Raw genomic sequence first — 14932 nt, forward strand, 5'->3', positions numbered from 1 at the left:
CGGGGCATTGAGCCCCGTTTTTTTGTGTGCGAAGTCTGTTAGCTGTGCTCTAGCGCATTGACCAGATCATGGAAGGCTGCGCGATTGGAGTCATTCAAACCCATCAGAATCCGGTGAGCCTCAAGCACTTTGGCTTTAACCACCTCTTCGGTCTGGTCTTGTGAAGGAAGGTCATCCAACGCTTCAGGACAGGGAATCGGCCGATCGACAATATTGAACACCTGATCAAAACCCATCGACTGTAAAAGCCGGGTGATGTCTGGGTGCGTGGTAACGACTGTCGGCAGCAAACCCACTTTTTGCCGCGACAAAATAGACAGCTTCGCCAGCAAGCCCAAAGTGGTGCTGTCGATACTGCGCGTTTCTGTAAGGTCGATAACGATCGCGGAAAAATTCATTGATGTGAAGATTTTTTCGATCGTGTGGTCGAGCGCTGAACACAGGGTCAAGCGTACTTCACCTATGAACTTGAGGACGAATGTACCGTCCTGCTCTGCGAATTGGATTCGACCAGGGCCTATCCCAGGGTTCATGCAAGATTCCTGCTTAACACCAGCAATGCAATATCATCCGGCATCTCTGCCAGGTTGGCCAGCCCGAACACGTCGCGCAGACCTTCAAGGGTCCCGCCCGCCTTGGTAACCAGTTGCGGAAGCACGGTTTCTTTGTCTTTCAAGGTATCGCCTGGCAACAAATCAAGAATACCGTCCGACAACAACGTCAGACTGAAATTTTTCGGCAGCTGCATACTTTGGTCACTGTACTCCGCCTCTTCGAACAAGCCAACCGGCAGACCGCGACCTTCGATGTAGCTGGCCTTGCCGTCGCTAAACATCACTGGCAGCGGTAAATGGCCGCCAATGCTGTAGATCAAGGTGTCAGTTTCTTCATCAATGACCCCACCGAGCATGGTCACATGCTTGCCCAGCTTGCAGTTGATCAAGCCACGGTTGATATGCCCAAGCACCTCGGAGGGTTTGAATTCTGGCAAGCGCCCTGCCCGCTTCGACTCATAGAGCAAGCGGGTGGTCATAAACTTGAGCAACACGGTGACGAACGCCGATGAGGCGCCATGCCCGGATACGTCGGCCAGATAAAAGGCAATTCGCCGATCATCAACGCGAAAATAATCAACAAAGTCGCCAGATAAATACAGTGAAGGGATTATCTGATGCGCAAAATGCACACCATTACTCTCCCACGGCGTTTCCGGCAGCATATTCATCTGCACCTGGCGACCGGCATTCTGGTCTTCTTGCAACAAGTGCAGACTGGCTTCGAGCTGCTCAGCGTAGTGCTTGTTTTCCAGACGCAGGCGCACGCGATCAAGCGCACGGTTGATCGAGTGCTCGAGCACGGCGAGGTCTTCAAGCGGTTTGATCAGGTAATCGGCTGCGCCAAGGCGTAGCGCTTCGACCACATCAGTCATCACGCCAGCGCCGGAGACCACAATAATTGGCGTCTCGGAGCCCAAGGCGTTAATGCGACGGATCAGCTCCAAACCATCGACTTGAGGCATGCGCAAATCGCACACCACCAAATCCGGCTTTTTCTGCTCAAAGACTTCTAAGCCCTGCAGCCCATTCTCGGCCTGCAGGATAATAAAGCCGCTGTCTTCTAAATAAGCTGCAAGACTGGCGCGGACGACTTGGTCGTCATCAATGATAAGCAGGGTGGCACTGGTTTTCTGCATGGGGTATCCAGGCAAACAGCGTCGCGGTTGGTTGACCTATACGTCAAGCCAAGACCGGCACGCGCGCACTCGGTTCGGATTAAGGCGCAGACGGTACTCCCATCCGTACCTCGATTCAAGCACCCCCGGATCGCAAGAAGCTTCTTTACACCCTAAACATAGGGGGGCTATAAACCTTAGGAACAAGTCCCAGTAACAAGAGGATAGTCGGTATGAGCCAAGCCAATCATGATTACAGTGAAAAACGCGAGTTCATTCGTATGCAAGTAGAGACCCCTGCAACCCTGCACCACGCCGGCCAAGCGATACCAGCACTGTGCCGCGACCTCTCTGCCTCGGGCATGCAGCTGGAGGCTGCTTGCGATCTGCAGGTGGGCGATCAGGTCAAAATAAACATCGAATCCGAGCATCCCCAGTTAAAAGGCCTTGTGGCTGAAGCGGAAGTGGTACGCGTCAGCAGCGGTGAAAACGACAGGCAAATCATTGGGGTTAACGTAATCTCGATGCGCTAGCGCGCCGACGAAATATTTTCAAACAGTTAAAAAGCAAAAGGCGCCACGAAGGCGCCTTTTTATCGAGCGGCTTTTAGGCCTTAAAAATCGTCTTCAACTTCGCCGTCGTTGATCTTGAACTCGCGGTTCTGCAAATAAGCGTTACGAACAAAGGTATAGCGGTCGCCAACGATCAGACGCTCAGCCGGGAACAGGCTGGCGCGGGTATCGACGAGGTTGACGCCATAAACAACGTTACGCGTCGGCACATGGTCGATAAACAAGCCTGTGGCCAGCAAACCGTCAGGCACGCGGGCAGCAGCGTCACGCACCGTACTCGGTCCAAACAGCGGCAGCACCACATAAGGGCCACTCGGAACGCCCCACACAGCCAAGGTTTGGCCGACGTCTTCGTCGTTACGCGACAAGCCCATGCGCGTGGCTACATCGACAAAGCCAAGCAGGCCGATGGTGGTATTGAAAATAAAACGGCTGGTATCAATGCCGGCGTCATAAACCTTGCCCTGCAACAGGTTGTTGGTCAGGTTGCCGACCTCACCAATGTTGTTAAAGAAGTTATGCACGCCATCTTCCAAAAACTGCGGCGTAATCGCCTGATAGCCTTTGGCCAATGGTTTGAGGGTATAGGTGTCAACCGTGTCGTTGATGTTAAACATCACACGGTTATAGCCAATCCACGGGTCATCCTCTTCCGCGGCCTGCGCGGCAACTGAAAGCAGCGCCATGCTTGCGCAGGCTGCCCATAGGCTCAGTTGCTCCAACCAGCTTTTTCTGGTTACTCGCATTAATCCATCTCCTTGAAAATTAAGCGCCGCACTCGGAGCCAACCTGTAAAGCCGCGCAGTATAATGCTAATCACCCTACTGTGGCAGCATAGCGACCTTTGAAGATGGCTGAAAACAAGCAAGTACTTCACACCGCGTTGATCCCGGTTCGCTGGGGCGACATGGACAGCTACGGGCATGTGAATAACACCCTGTACTTACAATATCTGGAAGAAGCTCGAGTGGCGTGGTTCAAATGCGCCGGGATCAGCCTCGATAGCGCCGCGATTGCACCTGTGGTTTTACAAACGCTGCACACCTACCTGAAACCGGTGACCCATCCCGCCACCGTCAAAATCGAGCTGTTCAAAGGCGCGATTGGCCGCAGCAGCCTGGTGCTTGAGCATCGCCTTACAACGGTTGAAGACCCCGACACCCTCTATGGCGAGGGTCACTGCAAGCTGGTCTGGGTTGATCATGCGAGCAATACATCGGTGTCGCTCCCGGAGCATCTGCGCAATCAGCTCGAATGGCCAACCTGAACAAAAGCGCCTGCGGCAAAGACGCTGAGTTTGTCATCTAAGATTCATATCTCCGTCACCTTCGGTCTTTATGCTCTGGACTAGACCATTTCAAGGACGACGGAATGAACGCCCCTGCAACTCACCCGCAATTCACAGCCGTGTTATTTGGCCTGAGCGGCTGCCTAGTCGATTTTGGCGCTCAGGCAGAGCCCAGCCGCGGTGCAACTGCGCCCAATGGATGGAACGAATTTAGCGAACTCGCCCCGGGAGCGCTCGAACTGCTCAATCAGTTAAAGCAGCACAATGTGCCCTGCGCCTGGCTGGATGAATTGCCCAAGCAAGCCTGCACCGAACTGAGCAGCAAGCTGCCTGAGTGGATAAAGAACTGCAATCGCCCTGCCCGTTCGTGGCCAGCACCTGATGCCTGCTGGCAAGCCTTGATGGCGCTGAATGTCAGTCAACTTGACGGTTGCGTGCTGATCAGTAGTGAACCGCGCTTACTCCAGGCAGGACTCAATGCAGGCTTATGGACCATTGGCCTGGCGGCCTGCGGACAACTTTGTGGCAAAACCCTGAGCGACTGGCAAAACCTGGAAGCCCTTGAGCGCGAGCAACTGCGCGCGCAGGCGACACTGGCCTTGTATCGCCTCGGCGTGCATGCCGTAACCGATCAACTGACAGAACTAGGCCCGTGCTTGAGTGACCTAAACCTTCGCCGTCTTAAAGGAGAAAGGCCGTGAGCCTGTGCCTGACCCAATTCAAAAAGCAACTCAACATGTTATTTGTCAGTCGTGGCGACCTGCCCTACGGCGAGACGATCAGCCAGACTCAGCACGCATTGCAATGCGCGACCTTTGCCGAGCGCTCGGGTTGCAGCAACAGCTTGATTGTCGCCGCACTGCTGCACGATGTTGGCCACTTACTCGACGACCCGGAAAGCGGCCAAAGCGAGGACTTGCGTCATGAAGAACGCGGCGCCGAGCTACTGCGAGCGTTGTTTGCCGACTCTGTCTGGCAACCTATTCGCCTGCATGTCGCCGCCAAACGCTATTTGTGCGCAGTCGACCCGCTGTATCACGCCGCCCTTTCCAAGGCTTCGCGCGAAAGCCTGCAACTGCAAGGCGGACCCTTTAATGATCGCGAGATAGAAGCGTTTCTGCGGGCGCCTTACGCACAGGATGCGCTCACCCTGCGGCGCCTGGATGATTTGGGCAAGGACCCGCAAATGAAAACCCCAAACCTTGAGTATTTTTATCCGCACCTTGAGCAAGCGATACTCGCAGCCAACTAAACGCCGTGCCCTGGCGGCCCTTATCACCGGGCTGCCCTTATAAATTGTGACAAAGCTTGAACGCAAACGGCCGCAGGTGGATTATCCTGAATCTAATGGCTATGGATCTTTCGCCGCTAGGCAAGGTCTATGTTTTATCTATTCGTAAAGGGAGCTCCACATGCCTGCCAGCCGTTTGCAGCAGCAACTCGATGAACTGCGTGAGCAGTTATCGCAAGACACGCCGCTAAGCATGGAAGAACGTGCTCAACTAGATGCTCTGACCCAAGAAATCGAACTGCAGTTGGCGCGTGAAGCTGCAACTGCACCCGATGAAACCTTGGTGGATGGCGTTAACCTGGCCGTTGAACGCTTTGAAGTCAGCCACCCGACGCTGGCCAGCACCTTGCGCAATATTGTGCAAAGCCTTGCCAATATGGGGATCTAAGCTCAGTCTTGAAGGTGTGACATTCATAGGGTGCGGTGACGCGCAGCATGGCCACCATGGTTCGACCCATACTCGAATGTGCCGGTGGAAATGGTGGATGAAAAAAGCGTCATCCACCCTACACGAGCTACACGAGCGCAAAGCACCAGCATATATCTGCGACCGGCAATGACGGCCGTCGTAGGGGGTCAACGCGAGGCTTGGCCACCCGGACTCGATTACTTACTGGCGGACCAACCGGCGATTGTCTGGATTAATCGCTGCTGTGCTGCGGTATGGATTTATATCCAGGCCACCACGACGCACGTAACGCGCATACACGGTCAATGATTCAGGCTTGAGCAGACGCTGAATGTCGAGAAAGATCCGCTCAACGCACTGCTCGTGGAAGTCGGCGTGCTGACGGAAGCTGACCAAATAAGCCAGCAAGCTGCCTTGATCCAACGCTGGCCCACGGTATTCGATCACCACCGTGCCCCAATCGGGTTGTCCGGTTACCGGGCAATTGGATTTGAGCAAATGGCTGTACAGGGTTTCGCTCACCACACGCTGCGCATCGCAACGTAGCAGTTCCGGTTGAGGCTGCTCATAGTTGCTGATGCGGATGTCGGCATCATCAATGCACAGGCCCGGCAGTTTCGCGACGCCATCGGCAGCCACATCATCAAGGCTGCGAACCTTGACTGACACCGGCTTGCCGGCCGCCGCAGACAAGTCTTTGACCATCACCTCAGCCAGTGCATCGGCATTGGCAAATACGCTTTGATTCAGCGAGTTGAGGTACAGCTTGAATGACTTTGATTCGATGATGTTTGGCGAATCGGCAGGGATTGCAAACTCAGCAATCGCCACCACCGGCTTGCCCGAAGGCAGCAACCAAGACAATTCAAAGCAATTCCAGAAATCCACACCTTGATACGGCAGCGTCTCTGCGCTCAACCCCAGCTCAGCCCATTTGGGCGCGCGCGGGATGGGAAACAGCAGCGACGGCGTATAAGTGGCAATGTATTCGCTGGATTTACCCAGCGGTGAATCTTCAGCAGCAGGATGCATATCGATTACCTGAGAAACATGCAGCGAATTAAGCCAGCTCGGCAACAACGTCAATCAGCGCCTGCGCGGGATTAGCGGCCTGGCTGATTGGCCGGCCAATAACCAAATAATCTGAGCCCGCCGCCATGGCCTGACTTGGCGTAAGAATGCGACGTTGATCATCCTGCGCACTGCCCGCCGGGCGAATACCAGGCGTCACCAATTGCAGTTGAGCAAAGCGCTGCTTAAGGATTTGTGCCTCTTGCGCCGAACAGACCAGACCATCCATCCCCGCTTGTTGCGCTAAACCCGCCAGACGCAGCACTTGCTCTTGCGGGGCCACATCAAGGCCGAGGCCTGCCAGGTCCTGCTGTTCCATGCTAGTCAGCACAGTCACACCGATCAGCAATGGCTTGGCGCCGCTCAAACTGTCGAGTGTTTCGCGGCACGCGCTCATCATGCGCAGGCCACCCGAGCAATGCACGTTGACCATCCACACCCCCATTTCGGCCGCCGCTTTAACGGCCATGGCAGTGGTGTTGGGAATGTCGTGGAATTTCAGGTCGAGAAACACCTCAAAGCCTTTATTGCCCAGCGCCGCAACGATGTCAGGACCGCAGCGGGTGAACAACTCTTTGCCGACCTTGACCCGGCACAGCTTAGGATCGAGCTGATCAGCCAGCGCCAAGGCGGCATCACGGGTCGGGAAATCCAAAGCAACGATGATTGGAGTCTGGCAGTCGGACATGGTTGGGCTCTCGTGGTCAATTTCGCCGCGCATTGTAGCCCAAGCGGGCGCCAGTTTTCGCCTGATTCATCGGACACCGACTGACTGACCGCCAATAAGCGTCAATTGCGCTTGCAGCCGTGTTGCTTCAGGTCGCTGGCATTTGACCTCTACATAGGACAGCCCCAACCAGGCCGCCATGTTGTGCAACTGCTCAGCCATGGCCGCAATTGCACTGTCATCCAACCCGCCCGGTTCGCTGTGCAGGGCATGCAACACCAAGCACTGGGTGGACCGCACGGTGCGCAGATCAAGCCGGGCCAGCAACTGTTCATTGTGCAGAAACGGCAGCACGTAATAGCCATACACACGCTTTTGCTGCGGGGTGTAGATTTCCAAGCGGTAACGGAAGTCAAACAAGCGCTCGGTGCGCTGTCGCTGCCAAACCAGAGAGTCAAATGGCGACAGCAAGGCACTGGCCGTGACTTTGCGCGGGATTTTCAGGCTGTCAGTCGGGTGATACGCCGGTTTGCTCCACCCTTGCACCGCAATTTCCGTGAGCTCGCCGGCCTCAAGCAATTCGTTGATCCGCACTTTGCTGTCGCGCGCATCCAAACGAAAGTAGTCGCGCAGATCAAGCTCACTGGCAACCCCGAGTGCACGAGCAGAATGCATTAGCAACTGACGCTGGGCAGAGGCTTCATCGATATCCACATGGTTAAGGACCTCGGCGGGTAAAACTCGCTCCGGCAAGTCGTATAAGCGCTCGAAACTATTGCGACCGGCGACCGTGACATGCCCCGCGGCAAACAACCACTCCAGCGCATGCTTTTCATCGCTCCAGCCCCACCAAGGCCCTGTCGATTTGTCCCCCGCCGCCAAGCTGCCAGCGCCCAAGGCACCGCGCTCTTTGACCGATTGCAAAATCGAACGAATCAGCGGCTGTTGTTCACGACCGAATTTCGCCAACTGCTGATAAATGCCTTCGCCCTGCTCTGCGCGCTGCATGCGCCAGCGCAGCAGCGGATAGATCGACATGGGTAACAACGAGGCTTCATGGCCCCAATACTCAAACAATTTGCGCTTGCGCCCAGCGCTCCAGGCGGCCTGTTCAAGCAGCAATTGCGAATAATGGCCGAGGCGGGAGAACAGCGGCAGATAGTGCGAACGCACCACTGCATTGACCGAATCAATCTGCACCACGCCCAGACGCTCGATAACGTCATGGAGATGAGTCGCTTTAACCGATTTAGGTTGTCGTGCATTAAAACCTTGGGCAGCCAACGCCACGCGGCGTGCCTGCTTAAGCGTTAGCGATTGGGTTTCGCACATGCTGTTTTCCTCAACCTAAGCCTAGCGCTTTACCCTAGAGGATTAGGTCAAGCCTGAACAGGCACAACTGCATGAATCATTGCACCTGTTCAGCACAGCAAACACTCATTTAGACGACGACTTGAACGGGTCATCCCAGAACGGACGCTCGGTTTCTTGCATGACATCGGCACGACTCAAGCCAATATCTTTAAGCGCCGCATCACCCAAAGTCGCCAGTTGCTGGCGCTCTTTGGCCAGTTGATTCCAACGCTTGATTTGCGCCCAAACAAGCTGGGCATACCCGCGAACCGAGAGGCCCTTTGCTGACCAGACACCTGCGACTGCATAACCTTTTTGAGTTTTCATTTTGTCGCCCTCCTTTAGGGATAGCGACAGTCTCCAACTTGGCCTATGATCAATCCAACGAATGTTTCTTATGCAATACATCTCTGAGATTGATCAATGGCCAACTACCCCAGCATCGACAGTGAACTGCTGCGTACCTTTGTCGCGATTGCCGACTACGGCGGTTTTACCCGTGCGGCCGAGGTGGTTAACCGCACGCAATCAGCAGTCAGCATGCAGATGAAGCGTCTAGAAGATGACGTGATGCAGCGCCCGTTGTTTCAGCGTGACGGCCGTCAACTCAGCCTGACCGCAGAGGGCCAGGTGCTACTGGGTTATGCACGGCGCATTCTGAAGTTACATGGTGAAGTGATGACAACCTTGCGCGAGCCGCATATGGTCGGATCAGTGCGCATCGGTACACCCGACGATTACGTAATGCGTTTTATGCCGGGAATTCTGTCGCGCTTTGCCCAGGCCTACCCGCTGGTTCAGGTCGAATTGCACTGCGAACCCTCATTCCAATTGCTCCAGCGCCAAGACTTGGACCTGACCATTGTCACGCGCGAGCCCGGCACTGAGATCGGCCAGATACTGCGTCAAGAACACATTGTCTGGGCAGAGGCGGAAGGCTTTAGCCCCCATGAACAAAACCCGCTGCCACTGGCTATGTTCAACTCAGAGTGTTTTTGCCGCTCATGGGCCAGCAATGCGCTGGATTCAATTGAGCGCGAATATCGCATGGCCTACACCAGCCCAAGCCTCTCGGCAATTTTAGCGGTGGTCAGTGCCGGGCTTGCAGTCACCGCGCAATTGCAGAGTTTGATCACCCCGAATATGCGCATCCTCGGGGAAGCTGAAGGCTTACCGCCGATGCCGATGGCCAGCATCGTGTTGTTGCGCAATAGCAAGCAACAGTCGCCAGTGACTGAAACACTGGCGGAGCACATCATTGAAGGTTTTAAACTTTAAACGCCAGCAGCACCGCGCAGAGCACCAAAAACCCGGCAAACAAGGCGCGTAATACGCGCTCGGGCAGCGCATGGGCCAGCTTGACGCCCCAACTGATACTGAGCAGGCCGCCAATGGCCAGCGGCAAACCCATCATCCAGTTCACGTGCCCATGCAGCCCGTAGGTCACCAAGGTGACAGCTGTGCTCGGCGCCGCGAGCGCCAAAGACAAGCCTTGGGCGACGACTTGCGTGGTGCCAAACACACTGGTCAATACCGGGGTGGCAACCACCGCACCGCCGACCCCAAGCAAACCACCGAGCAAGCCTGCGCCGCCACCCAGTGCGCCTAACCAGGGCCAAGGGTGGCGCAGCTCAGTACTGCCTGGAACCGGACGGTAAAATAGACGTGAAACGTTGTACGCCGCCAGCGCAAATAAAAACACAATAAAGCCGACACGCATGCGGTCTGCATCGATGTTTACCGCCCAGCCTGCGCCGAGCAAGGCGCAAGCAAAACTGCTGATTGCCAAGGTCAAAGCATGGCGAATATCGATGCGGTTGCGCTGGTGATAACGCCATAACGCCAACAACACATTGGGCACCACCATGACCAACCCGGTGCCTTGGGCCAGTTGCTGGTCGAGACCGAACAATATCCCCAACGCAGGAATGGCGATCAAACCACCGCCGATACCGAACAAGCCGCCCAATGAGCCGAGCATGGCCCCCAAGACGACATTAATTACAAAATCAAACAGGCTCATAAATCACTGTAATCCGCTGATGGACGCCGTCCATGCTATAGCCTTGCTACTAGTCTGGAAACGCATAGCAGCGCACAATGGCTGTGCTTACATCGCACAAACAAGCTCGGCGTGACGAGCTTGTCCGCTGCAGTGCAGCGCGTGACAAAACGGGAATAGACGCCAATATGAATCCAGATGCCCTGACCCATCAGCTAATCGTGTTTTTAGACGTGCTCGAAACCGGCAGCTTCTCCGCCGCCGCACGGCGTCATCCGTTAACCCCTTCAGCAGTGGCCCGGCGCATTGATGCATTGGAACGATCGCTGGGCAGCAGCTTGTTCAGTCGCACCACTCATGCAGTGCGGGTAACCCCGGCGGGTATCGCATTTGCCGAGCGAGCCAAACGTATTCTCAATGAGTTGAATCTGGCCCGTGCCGAAGCGGTTTCGCTGAGCAGCGAGCCGGAAGGCTTGATCCGCATTGACGCACCCTCGCCGTTCGGTCGTCGCCATCTGGCCCCGGCAATTGCCGACTTTCTCTTGGCCTATCCAGGCCTGGATGTGCAACTGCGGTTGATCGACAGTTTTATTGACCTGCATGGTGCGCATTTGGGTGAAGTGGATGTGGTGTTGCGGATAGGCCCGTTGCAGGACACCCGCTTGGTCGCCACAGCGCTGTCGCCGCTCGTGCGGATAGTATGCGCCAGCCCGGATTACTTGGCCCAACGCGGTATTCCGCGCAAACCCAGTGAGCTTATCGAGCACGATGGCCTTGATTGGGACAGCTTGGCGCCCCCTTATGCATGGCGATTCGAGCAAGACGGCAAGCTCAATATCTTCAAACCACAGCGCATGCGCATGACTGCCAACAACGCTGAAACCTTGTTGTTCAGCGCCCTCGCCGGCTTGGGCATCGCCCATTTACCCACATGGTTGATCAGCGAGCATTTGCTGCGGGGCGAATTAGTCCCGCTGTTCTGTGATGACGGCCTGCCAGCCCCTGAACCGAGCGGCATATACGCCTTGCGCTTGGACCGCGAAACCGGTTCGCGCAGTCGCCTGCTGCTGGAGTTCCTCAAGTCGCGCTTTGGCCCAGTGCCGCCCTGGGACAGCGCCTTGCAAAGCGGCTTGAATCATCACTAGGCTCTGCACGAAAAGTGCCTGCACTCCACGACTTTTCGTACAGAACCCAAAACCTCGATGCACACGCATCGAGGTACCTCTCGGCGCTAGGCTGCAGCGCCAGCATCTGCCTGTAGACCGGCGGACTCCACAGCTCCGACCGCGCATTGCTCGTCGATATCCGAGGTGTCGCCGGTAATCCCGATTGCCCCGATGATCTCGCCGCCGCTGCTGCGAATCAGCACGCCGCCGGGTGCCGGGACAAGATTGCCATCCGCCAGATTATTCACCGAACCGATAAATGCCGGACGTTGCTGCGCATCCGCGGCAATGGCTCGCGATCCTTTGCCCAGCGCCAGCGCGCCCCAGGCTTTGCCCACGGCTATCTGCGGGCGCAACAGGCTAGCCCCATCCTCACGCTGCAAGCTGATCAAGTGCCCGCCCGAGTCCAGCACGGCAATCGTCAAGGGCGCCGTTTTAATCTCACGGCCGATGGCAAGCGCCCGCTGGCTGATGGTTGTAGCGATATCCAGAGTTAAGGTCTGCATGGCAAGGCCATCCTTATTTAAAGCGAAAAGTCGAAGAAACGCACTGCAACCCGTTTGACCGGCAGTGCAATCAAAAATCGACTTAACTATCGCACCAGATACAAAAAACTCAACACCAAAATACAATTTATTTATTTTTTGTATACATTTTATAAGCAAGCTAACGAACCCTACGGAAAACGCCCTTTAAAACACCTGTTTTAAAAGAGATTCCGCTTAAAAGTCCTATTGAATCAAAAATAGTTGACCAGAAAGTCATGTCATGAATAGAATCAGTCACAGCAACTTGTATACAATTTCATAATAAAAGAGGCACAAGATATGGCCAGAATGAGAGCAATCGAGGCCGCCGTACTGGTGATGCGCCGCGAAGGTGTTGACACCGCGTTTGGCATCCCCGGCGCCGCCATCAACCCGCTGTACGCAGCACTGAACAAAGTTGGCGGCATCGACCACGTCCTGGCCCGTCACGTTGAAGGTGCTTCGCACATGGCCGAGGGTTATACCCGCACCAATGCCGGCAACATCGGCGTGTGCATCGGCACCTCCGGCCCAGCTGGCACCGACATGGTGACTGGCTTGTACTCCGCCAGCGCTGACTCAATCCCAATCCTGTGCATCACCGGCCAAGCGCCGCGTGCGCGCATGCACAAAGAAGATTTCCAGGCCGTTGACATCACCAGCATCGTCAAGCCTGTCACCAAGTGGGCAACCACTGTGATGGAACCCGGCCAGGTGCCGCGTGCATTCCAGAAGGCGTTCTATGAAATGCGCTCCGGTCGTCCCGGCCCTGTGCTGATCGACCTGCCGTTTGACGTGCAAATGGCCGAGATTGAATTTGATATCGATGCCTATGAGCCAATGCCTTTGGCCAAGCCTGCCGCTACTCGCGTGCAAGCTGAAAAAGCCTTGGCGATGCTCAACGAGTCAGACCGTCCATTGCTGGTCGCAGGTGGCGGTATTTTCAATGCTGACGCAGCGGACAAGCTGGTCGAGTTTGCCGAACTGACTGGCGTGCCTGTAGTACCAACCTTGATGGGTTGGGGTTCGATCCCGGACGACCACAAACTGATGGTCGGCATGGTCGGTCTGCAAACCTCGCATCGCTATGGCAACGCCACGCTGCTGGAATCGGACTTGGTATTCGGTATCGGTAACCGTTGGGCTAACCGCCACACCGGCACCGTTGAGGTGTACACCGAAGGCCGTAAGTTCATCCACGTGGATATCGAGCCGACCCAAATCGGTCGCGTCTTCAACCCGGACCTGGGCATCGTGTCGGATGCAGGTGCAGCGCTGAATGCGTTCCTTGAAGTAGCCCGCGAGTGGAAAGCCGCTGGCAAGTTGAAAGATCGCAGCAGCTGGGTTGAGGCCTGCCGCGAGCGCAAGCGCACCATGCAGCGCAAGACTCACTTCGAAAACGTGCCGGTAAAACCGCAGCGCGTGTACGAAGAGATGAACGAGTTTTTCGGCAAAGACACCTGCTACGTCACCACCATTGGTCTGTCGCAAATTGCCGGCGCGCAGTTCTTGCACGTCTACAAGCCGCGTCACTGGATCAACTGTGGTCAAGCTGGCCCGTTGGGCTGGACCGTTCCGGCTGCACTGGGTGTGGCCAAGGCTGATCCAAGCCGCAACGTGGTTGCGTTGTCTGGCGACTATGACTTCCAGTTCATGATCGAAGAGCTGGCAGTGGGCGCGCAATTCAACCTGCCGTACATCCATGTAGTCGTGAACAACTCCTACCTGGGCTTGATTCGTCAGGCGCAGCGCGGCTTTGAGATGGATTACTGCGTGCAATTGGCGTTCGAGAACATCAATGCTCCTGAGCTCAACGGTTACGGCGTAGATCACGTTGCAGTGGTTGAAGGGCTGGGCTGCAAAGCCATCCGCGTGTTCGAGCCAAATGACTTGCAGGCTGCATTCGCCAAAGCCAAGGCGTTGATGGAAGAGCACCGCGTACCGGTTGTAGTTGAAGTGATTCTGGAGCGCGTTACCAACATCTCCATGGGCACTGAAATCAATGCAGTTAACGAGTTTGAAGAGCTGGCTGCTCGCGGTGCTGATGCGCCGACCGCCATCTCCATGCTCGATTAATTTTACCTCCCTCTCCTAACGGGGAGGGAGCCAAACCAGAGGAGCCATTTATGCCTCGTTTTGCTGCCAACTTGTCGATGCTGTTCACCGAAGTGGACTTTATGGACCGTTTCACTGCCGCCGCCGATGCCGGTTTCAGCGGTGTGGAATACCTGTTCCCGTATGACTTCGCTGCTGGCGATATCAAGCTCGAACTCGACAACAACAAGCTGGAACAGGTGCTGTTCAACCTGCCTGCCGGTGACTGGGCTAAAGGTGAACGTGGTATCGCCTGCCACCCGGACCGTGTTGAAGAATTCCGCGCCGGTGTCGACACCGCGATTGCCTACGCCAAGGTATTAGGCAACAGCCAGATCAACTGCCTGGCCGGTATCCGTCCGCAGGGTTACGACTGTGCCACCGTCGAGCAAACCTTTGTCGACAACCTCAAGTTTGCCGCTGAAAAACTCGCTGACGCCGGTATCAAGCTGGTCATGGAAATGATCAACACCCGCGACATCCCGGGTTTCTACTTGAACACCACGGCGCAAGCCTTGGCGATACGCGACAAAGTCGCCAGCAGCAACCTGTACCTGCAATACGACATCTATCACATGCAAATCATGGAAGGCGATCTGGCCCGCACCGTGAGCGACAATCTTGCGGTGATCAACCACGTGCAGCTAGCCGACAACCCGGGCCGCAATGAGCCGGGCACTGGCGAGATCAACTACCGCTTCATGTTCGAACACCTGGACCGCATTGGCTACCAGGGTTGGATTGGCTGTGAATACAAGCCAGCCACCACCACCGCTGCCGGCCTCGGCTGGATGAAAGCGCATAACGCGATTTAAGGAGC

The 14932-nt window shown here is 55.8% G+C and carries 18 protein-coding genes; 9 read left to right on the forward strand and 9 right to left on the reverse strand.

Annotated features, from left to right (window positions below; translation table 11 throughout):
* Positions 1 to 38 precede the first annotated feature (38 nt).
* Entirely contained in the window at positions 39 to 521 is a 483-nt protein-coding gene (rssC, locus tag AACY09_RS01330; RefSeq protein WP_339487044.1) for an anti-sigma factor antagonist RssC, read from the reverse strand.
* An 8-nt stretch (positions 522 to 529) separates the two neighbouring features.
* Positions 530 to 1693: a two-component system response regulator RssB gene (gene rssB / locus AACY09_RS01335; protein WP_339485608.1), complete on the reverse strand. Its 1164-nt coding sequence runs from the start codon at positions 1691 to 1693 to the stop codon at positions 530 to 532.
* Positions 1694 to 1905: 212 nt separating this feature from the next.
* Between rssB and AACY09_RS01340 the strand changes: the two genes are divergently transcribed.
* Complete coding sequence (locus AACY09_RS01340) at positions 1906 to 2205, forward strand: PilZ domain-containing protein (RefSeq protein ID WP_339485610.1); 300 nt, start codon at positions 1906 to 1908, stop codon at positions 2203 to 2205.
* 80 nt (positions 2206 to 2285) lie between these two features.
* Here AACY09_RS01340 and AACY09_RS01345 read toward each other — a convergent pair whose 3' ends face one another.
* Complete coding sequence (locus tag AACY09_RS01345) at positions 2286 to 2990, reverse strand: MlaA family lipoprotein (protein ID WP_339485612.1); 705 nt, start codon at positions 2988 to 2990, stop codon at positions 2286 to 2288.
* 104 nt (positions 2991 to 3094) lie between these two features.
* Between AACY09_RS01345 and AACY09_RS01350 the strand changes: the two genes are divergently transcribed.
* The 4 genes from AACY09_RS01350 to AACY09_RS01365 all read left to right on the forward strand — a co-directional run bounded on the left by AACY09_RS01350 (position 3095) and on the right by AACY09_RS01365 (position 5211).
* Positions 3095 to 3511, forward strand: coding sequence for an acyl-CoA thioesterase (locus AACY09_RS01350; protein ID WP_339485613.1), 417 nt, complete (start codon positions 3095 to 3097; stop codon positions 3509 to 3511).
* 104 nt (positions 3512 to 3615) lie between these two features.
* The gene (locus AACY09_RS01355) at positions 3616 to 4233 is read left to right on the forward strand and encodes an HAD family phosphatase (RefSeq protein WP_339485615.1); all 618 of its coding nucleotides are present in this window, start codon (positions 3616 to 3618) and stop codon (positions 4231 to 4233) included.
* Positions 4230 to 4784: a phosphonate degradation HD-domain oxygenase gene (locus AACY09_RS01360; RefSeq protein WP_445323756.1), complete on the forward strand. Its 555-nt coding sequence runs from the start codon at positions 4230 to 4232 to the stop codon at positions 4782 to 4784. The genes AACY09_RS01355 and AACY09_RS01360 overlap by 4 nt, the downstream gene beginning before the upstream one ends.
* Positions 4785 to 4944: 160 nt before the next feature.
* Complete coding sequence (locus AACY09_RS01365) at positions 4945 to 5211, forward strand: DUF4404 family protein (protein ID WP_339485616.1); 267 nt, start codon at positions 4945 to 4947, stop codon at positions 5209 to 5211.
* Positions 5212 to 5433: 222 nt separating this feature from the next.
* Here AACY09_RS01365 and queF read toward each other — a convergent pair whose 3' ends face one another.
* The 4 genes from queF to AACY09_RS01385 form a co-directional block, all read right to left on the reverse strand.
* The gene (gene queF / locus AACY09_RS01370) at positions 5434 to 6264 is read right to left on the reverse strand and encodes an NADPH-dependent 7-cyano-7-deazaguanine reductase QueF (protein WP_339485617.1); all 831 of its coding nucleotides are present in this window, start codon (positions 6262 to 6264) and stop codon (positions 5434 to 5436) included.
* A gap of 28 nt (positions 6265 to 6292) precedes the next feature.
* Positions 6293 to 6991: an orotidine-5'-phosphate decarboxylase gene (gene pyrF, locus AACY09_RS01375; protein WP_339485618.1), complete on the reverse strand. Its 699-nt coding sequence runs from the start codon at positions 6989 to 6991 to the stop codon at positions 6293 to 6295.
* Positions 6992 to 7057: 66 nt separating this feature from the next.
* Entirely contained in the window at positions 7058 to 8302 is a 1245-nt protein-coding gene (locus AACY09_RS01380; protein ID WP_339485619.1) for a winged helix-turn-helix domain-containing protein, read from the reverse strand.
* Between the two features lie 105 nt (positions 8303 to 8407).
* Positions 8408 to 8650 (reverse strand): DUF1127 domain-containing protein, encoded by a 243-nt coding sequence (locus AACY09_RS01385; RefSeq protein WP_339485621.1) that lies wholly within the window; start codon positions 8648 to 8650, stop codon positions 8408 to 8410.
* Between the two features lie 96 nt (positions 8651 to 8746).
* On the opposite strand from AACY09_RS01385, the gene AACY09_RS01390 reads away from it, so the two are divergent.
* On the forward strand, positions 8747 to 9601 hold the full coding sequence (locus tag AACY09_RS01390; protein ID WP_339485622.1) for a LysR substrate-binding domain-containing protein: 855 nt from the start codon (positions 8747 to 8749) through the stop codon (positions 9599 to 9601).
* Here the strand turns inward: AACY09_RS01390 and AACY09_RS01395 are convergent.
* Entirely contained in the window at positions 9591 to 10346 is a 756-nt protein-coding gene (locus AACY09_RS01395; RefSeq protein ID WP_339485623.1) for a sulfite exporter TauE/SafE family protein, read from the reverse strand. The genes AACY09_RS01390 and AACY09_RS01395 overlap by 11 nt on opposite strands.
* Before the next feature lie 167 nt (positions 10347 to 10513).
* On the opposite strand from AACY09_RS01395, the gene AACY09_RS01400 reads away from it, so the two are divergent.
* On the forward strand, positions 10514 to 11470 hold the full coding sequence (locus AACY09_RS01400) for a LysR family transcriptional regulator (protein ID WP_339487046.1): 957 nt from the start codon (positions 10514 to 10516) through the stop codon (positions 11468 to 11470).
* 86 nt (positions 11471 to 11556) lie between these two features.
* Here AACY09_RS01400 and AACY09_RS01405 read toward each other — a convergent pair whose 3' ends face one another.
* Positions 11557 to 11997: a GlcG/HbpS family heme-binding protein gene (locus AACY09_RS01405; protein WP_339485624.1), complete on the reverse strand. Its 441-nt coding sequence runs from the start codon at positions 11995 to 11997 to the stop codon at positions 11557 to 11559.
* 321 nt (positions 11998 to 12318) lie between these two features.
* Here AACY09_RS01405 and gcl point away from each other — a divergent pair, with 321 nt between their 5' ends.
* The gene (gcl, locus tag AACY09_RS01410) at positions 12319 to 14094 is read left to right on the forward strand and encodes a glyoxylate carboligase (protein WP_339485625.1); all 1776 of its coding nucleotides are present in this window, start codon (positions 12319 to 12321) and stop codon (positions 14092 to 14094) included.
* 50 nt (positions 14095 to 14144) lie between these two features.
* Entirely contained in the window at positions 14145 to 14927 is a 783-nt protein-coding gene (gene hyi / locus AACY09_RS01415; protein WP_339485626.1) for a hydroxypyruvate isomerase, read from the forward strand.
* The last annotated feature ends 5 nt before the right edge of the window (positions 14928 to 14932 follow it).

This window comes from Pseudomonas sp. EL_65y_Pfl2_R95 (assembly GCF_963971045.1).
Taxonomy (GTDB): domain Bacteria; phylum Pseudomonadota; class Gammaproteobacteria; order Pseudomonadales; family Pseudomonadaceae; genus Aquipseudomonas.

Coding starts and splice junctions, on each gene's coding strand:
- AACY09_RS01400 (WP_339487046.1), top strand. CDS start 10,514: ATGAATCCAGATGCCCTGACCCATCAGCTAATCGTGTTTTTAGACGTG.
- AACY09_RS01355 (WP_339485615.1), top strand. CDS start 3,616: ATGAACGCCCCTGCAACTCACCCGCAATTCACAGCCGTGTTATTTGGC.
- hyi (WP_339485626.1), top strand. CDS start 14,145: ATGCCTCGTTTTGCTGCCAACTTGTCGATGCTGTTCACCGAAGTGGAC.
- AACY09_RS01385 (WP_339485621.1), bottom strand. CDS start 8,650: ATGAAAACTCAAAAAGGTTATGCAGTCGCAGGTGTCTGGTCAGCAAAG.
- rssB (WP_339485608.1), bottom strand. CDS start 1,693: ATGCAGAAAACCAGTGCCACCCTGCTTATCATTGATGACGACCAAGTC.
- pyrF (WP_339485618.1), bottom strand. CDS start 6,991: ATGTCCGACTGCCAGACTCCAATCATCGTTGCTTTGGATTTCCCGACC.
- AACY09_RS01390 (WP_339485622.1), top strand. CDS start 8,747: ATGGCCAACTACCCCAGCATCGACAGTGAACTGCTGCGTACCTTTGTC.
- AACY09_RS01365 (WP_339485616.1), top strand. CDS start 4,945: ATGCCTGCCAGCCGTTTGCAGCAGCAACTCGATGAACTGCGTGAGCAG.
- queF (WP_339485617.1), bottom strand. CDS start 6,264: ATGCATCCTGCTGCTGAAGATTCACCGCTGGGTAAATCCAGCGAATAC.
- AACY09_RS01345 (WP_339485612.1), bottom strand. CDS start 2,990: ATGCGAGTAACCAGAAAAAGCTGGTTGGAGCAACTGAGCCTATGGGCA.
- AACY09_RS01395 (WP_339485623.1), bottom strand. CDS start 10,346: ATGAGCCTGTTTGATTTTGTAATTAATGTCGTCTTGGGGGCCATGCTC.
- AACY09_RS01380 (WP_339485619.1), bottom strand. CDS start 8,302: ATGTGCGAAACCCAATCGCTAACGCTTAAGCAGGCACGCCGCGTGGCG.
- AACY09_RS01405 (WP_339485624.1), bottom strand. CDS start 11,997: ATGCAGACCTTAACTCTGGATATCGCTACAACCATCAGCCAGCGGGCG.
- AACY09_RS01340 (WP_339485610.1), top strand. CDS start 1,906: ATGAGCCAAGCCAATCATGATTACAGTGAAAAACGCGAGTTCATTCGT.
- AACY09_RS01350 (WP_339485613.1), top strand. CDS start 3,095: ATGGCTGAAAACAAGCAAGTACTTCACACCGCGTTGATCCCGGTTCGC.
- gcl (WP_339485625.1), top strand. CDS start 12,319: ATGGCCAGAATGAGAGCAATCGAGGCCGCCGTACTGGTGATGCGCCGC.